Raw genomic sequence first — 4,342 nt, 5'->3', positions numbered from 1 at the left:
CGCATCGAGAAACATCGCGGCATCGAGCACCGAGCGCGCCAGCGGACCGTTGACACTCAGCCCGTGCCAGGCATCGTCGTGGGGCTCCAGCGACACCCGGTCCCGTTGCGGTTTGACGCCGAACAGGCCGCACCAGATCGCCGGAATGCGTATCGAGCCGCCACCGTCGGATCCCAGCGCCAGCGGAGCGAGGCCCGCGGCCACCGCCGCGGCGCTGCCGCCACTGCTGCCGCCCGGGGTGCGCCTGGGGTTCCAGGGATTGCGGGTCGCGCCGAAGGTCAGCGATTCGGTGTAGGGGAACATCATCAGCTCGGGCACGTTGGTCTTGCCGATGATGACCGCGCCCGCGGCGCGCAGCCGGTGCACCACCTCCGCGTCGGAGTTCGCGGCGGGCCGGTGTCCGCCGCTGCCGTACGTCGTCACCTCGCCGGCGACGTCGACGTCGTCCTTGATCGCGATCGGCACGCCGAGCAGGGGAAGCCGCTCGCCGGCGTCGAGGCGGTCCTGCGCGACGGCGGCCTCGTAGCGCGCGCTGTCGGCGAGCACCACGCGGTAGCAGCGCAGCTGGCTGTCGATCCGCGCGATCCGGTCCAAGTAGATCTCGAGCAGCTCGGGCGCCGTCAGTTCACCGTCGGCCAGCATCCTGACCTGAGCGGCGGCGCCGGCAAAAGCCACGTCGCGAGCGTCCACTGCGGCAGCGTATCCCCCGCATCGCACCGGCCAGTACCGTGGGCGACATGTCCTGCGTGTTCTGTGCGATCGTCGCCGGGGAGGCCCCGGCCATCCGGATCGGTGAAGACGACGACTACCTGGCCATCCTCGACATCCGGCCGTTCACCCGCGGCCACACCCTGGTGATTCCCAAGCGGCACACCGTCGACCTCACCGATACACCCCCGGAAACACTGGCGGGCATGGTCACCATGGGTCAGCGGATCGCCCGCGCCGCCCGCGCGACGGAGTTGGCCGACGCGACCAACATCGCCATCAACGACGGCAGCGCCGCCTTCCAGACGGTGTTCCACGTCCACCTGCACGTGCTGCCCCGGCGCAACGGCGACAAGCTGTCGGTCGCCAAGGGCATGCTCCTGCGCCGCGACCCCGACCGGGACGCCACCGCGCACATCCTGCGATCGGCCCTGGCCCGCATCGACGCCAGCCAGTAATACTGGGCGAATGGCATTTCCGTCCTGGGTTGAGCAGGGTTTACTGCCCCAGATCCTGCGCGTACACGACGCCGTCTATCGAAAGTCGAACGGCTGGATCGGCCACCGCATGCTGCTGATACCGAGCCTGCTGTTGCATACCGTGGGCGCCAAGACGGGACAGCGCCGAACCGCGGCGCTCACCTACGCGCGCGACGGAGACGACTACCTCATCGTCGCCTCCAAGGGCGGCGACCCCCGGGCACCCGGCTGGTATCACAACCTGCGCAAGCATCCGGATGTGGAAATCAACGTGGGGCCAAAGCGTTTGGCGGTAACCGCCCGCGCCGTGCTGCCCGACGATCCCGACTACCCGCGGCTATGGCAGATCGTCAACAAGAACAATGGCGACCGATACACGGCCTACCAGAAGAAAACGTCGCGGCCGATCCCGGTTGTGGTACTCACGCGGCGTTGACCCCGAACGCCGCGTGGAGGTTTATTCTCCTGTAACGCGCGGTGAACTCCTCGGTTGCTCACCACACGGCGCCGATCGGCTGGAGCGGGCATGAAACCCTGGGCGGGAAATCCGTGGCGGCGGTTAGGGCTGCCCGCGCGTCTGGGTTGGGCCGTGCTCGGCAGCTACGCTCTGGCGGCCGCGCTGGTGGTCACGTCGTCGCTCGCCGGCTGGGAGGGCGCCTACGCGACCCGGCCGGTGGACGAGATCGTGCTCGCGCTGTGTCTGCTGTTCGGGGCGGCATGCGCGGGCCGCGCGGCCTGCTCCGCGACCGGACGGCACAGGTTCGGCTGGCTGGCGATGCTGATTGCCCTGGTGGGCTGGGCGGTCGGCGAGGTGATCTGGGCCGTCTACGAGGCGCGTCCGGTACTCGCCCACGTCACACACCCGGCCAAGGCCGAGATCGTGCTGCTGCTCTGGCCGTTCGGCGCCATGGCCTCGCTCGCGCTCTTGTCGCGCGTGTCCCGCCACAGCCCGCGGCGACTGCTGCTCGACGGGCTGATCGTGGCGACCTCCCTGTTCGTCGTGTCGTGGGCCTTGGTGCTCGACAAGGAGCTGCGGGTGGAAAGCGGCCCGAGGCTGGCAACGGTCGCCGAGGTGTTCAACGACGTCGTCCTGCTGACCATCGCCATCCTGCTGCTGGCACGCGGCGTGACCGGAGACATTCCCAGTCGCAATCTGCTGGCGGGCGGAGTGGCAACGATCAGCGTTGCCGACATCGCGACGGTGTTCAGGAGCGGGGTCGGCACCTACCAGGTCAGCGCCGTGGCGGACCTGGGCAGGGTGGCCGGTTTGGCAATGATCGCGCTGGCCGCGCTCGCCAGCCTCAACGAGTCGCCGCTGCCGGCGTCACGCGGCGAGCAGATCCGCTCGCGCACCCGCCTGTGGTTGCCCTATCTCCCACTCGTGATTGCCTCCGCGGTCGGACTCGCCCACGCGGTGGGGCTGATGGCGCATGGGCCGCTGCTGTTCGCGCTGGGAATCCTGGTGGCCGCGGTGCTCGCGCGGCAGTTCGTGGTCCTGATGGAGAACCAGAGCCTGTTGTCGGAGGTCGCGCGGGAAGCTTTCCGCGACAGCCTGACCGGACTGGCCAATCGGGCCTACTTCCTGCAGCGGCTGGAGGAGGCCGTCGCCCGTCGACAACTCGACGCCCTACCCATCGGGATGCTGTTCTTAGACCTCGACAATTTCAAATCCGTCAACGACGCCCTCGGTCATCCCGCCGGCGACGAACTGCTGGTCCAGGTGGCCGCGCGGCTCACCGCCACCTTGGGCGACAACTGCGTCACCGCTCGCCTCGGTGGTGACGAATTCGCCGTGCTGCTCGAGGGTTCCGTCGAGGACTTGCGCGAGGCGGCGCATCGGGTTCTCGAGGCGTTCCACACCCCGATCCTGGTGGACGGCATTCCCATCCCGGTCCGGCCGAGCGTCGGCTTCACGGTGGCCACGTCCGATTCGGAGTGCAGCGTCGAGCAGCTCCTCCGCCACGCCGACCTGGCCATGTATACGGCCAAACGCGAAGGCGGCCAATGCGTTCGCAGCTTTGTGCCCGATTTGCCGCTCGCGTACTCGTTTTCGGTCGACCAGCTGACCGCGTCGTCCCCGGTGGTGGACGCCGTGGTGGAGGCGAGCACCGCCCCGAAGCTCAGACGAGCCGCCGACCTGACGGCGCCAAAACCGGCGCAGCCACAGGATGGCCGCGACGGCGTTCGATGGCCACCGACGGCGATCCGGATCGCGCTGGCCGCCTTGGCGATTGGCGTGCTCGCCTTCACCGCGGCCAGCGCCCTCTTCCCGGATGCCAGCCACAGCGTCTTCTTCGCCAAATCCCTGTATTCGGCGTTGAACCTGGTGGCGGCCGGCTTGATCGCCCTTCGCGCATACCGCCTCAGGGCCGACCGGGTCGCGTGGTCGATGATCGCAACCGGGATGGCGCTCTCGGCGCTCGGTGACGTCGTCTATGCGTTGTGGGTACCCAACGCCCATTCGCCGTCGGTCGCCGATCCCGAATACCTGGCGTTCTATCCGTTCGTCTTCGCCGGGATTCTGCTGCTGATGCGGTCGCACCTGAAGCGGGTGCCGATGCCGATCCGCCTCGATTCTTTGGTGTGCGCGCTGGCCATCGCCGCGCTGGCCGCCGCGCTGCGGGCCGGACCCATGCACGCCGCCGCGGCCAAGACGCCGGCCACCGTGCTGGTGGGTCTCGTCTACCCGTGGGGCGATCTGGTGCTGCTGGCTCTGGCCGTTGGGATGCTGCCAGTCCTGGGCTGGCGCAGCGAGTTTCGCTGGGGATTGCTTGTCGCCGGGCTGGTGGGCTTTGCGGTCGCCGACACCGCGTACCTATTCGAGACCTCCGCGGGTTCGTACCGGGTGGGCACCACGCTGGACGCACTCTGGCCGGCGTCGTCGCTGCTGGTGGCGATGGCCAGTTGGGCCCGGTCGTCGTCGGCGATACCGGCCGCGCGGCGCGGACTCGGCTCCTACGCGGTGCCGGTGACGTGCACGGTCGTGGCGCTCGGCGTCGCCATCCTGGGGCACAACTCACGGCTCGCTTCGACGCTCGCGGCGCTGAGCCTCGTCGCGGTCGCCGCGCGGTTCTCGGTGAGCTTCCGGGACGTCAGCATGCTGGCCGAGAGCCACAAGCAAGCCATGACCGACGAATTGACCACGCTGCCCAATC

Annotated in this window: 4 protein-coding genes; 3 read left to right on the top strand and 1 reads right to left on the bottom strand. The window is 69.0% G+C overall.

The window, feature by feature from the left end; genetic code table 11:
- Positions 1 to 690 (bottom strand): amidase family protein (locus tag A9X05_RS10615; protein ID WP_255369125.1); only part of this gene is annotated, 690 nt, incomplete at its 3' end.
- 47 nt (positions 691 to 737) lie between these two features.
- Here A9X05_RS10615 and A9X05_RS10610 point away from each other — a divergent pair.
- From A9X05_RS10610 to A9X05_RS10600, 3 genes are all read left to right on the top strand, one after another.
- On the top strand, positions 738 to 1,166 hold the full coding sequence (locus tag A9X05_RS10610; protein WP_067781134.1) for an HIT family protein: 429 nt from the start codon (positions 738 to 740) through the stop codon (positions 1,164 to 1,166).
- A gap of 10 nt (positions 1,167 to 1,176) precedes the next feature.
- Entirely contained in the window at positions 1,177 to 1,623 is a 447-nt protein-coding gene (locus A9X05_RS10605) for a nitroreductase family deazaflavin-dependent oxidoreductase (RefSeq protein WP_067757193.1), read from the top strand.
- A 90-nt stretch (positions 1,624 to 1,713) separates the two neighbouring features.
- Positions 1,714 to 4,342: GGDEF domain-containing protein (locus A9X05_RS10600; protein WP_067781131.1), on the top strand; the 2,629-nt coding region annotated here is incomplete at its 3' end.

The sequence above is a fragment of the Mycobacterium sp. E3298 genome (genome assembly GCF_001666895.1).
GTDB lineage: Bacteria > Actinomycetota > Actinomycetes > Mycobacteriales > Mycobacteriaceae > Mycobacterium.
This window is presented reverse-complemented; position numbering and strand designations above follow the sequence as displayed.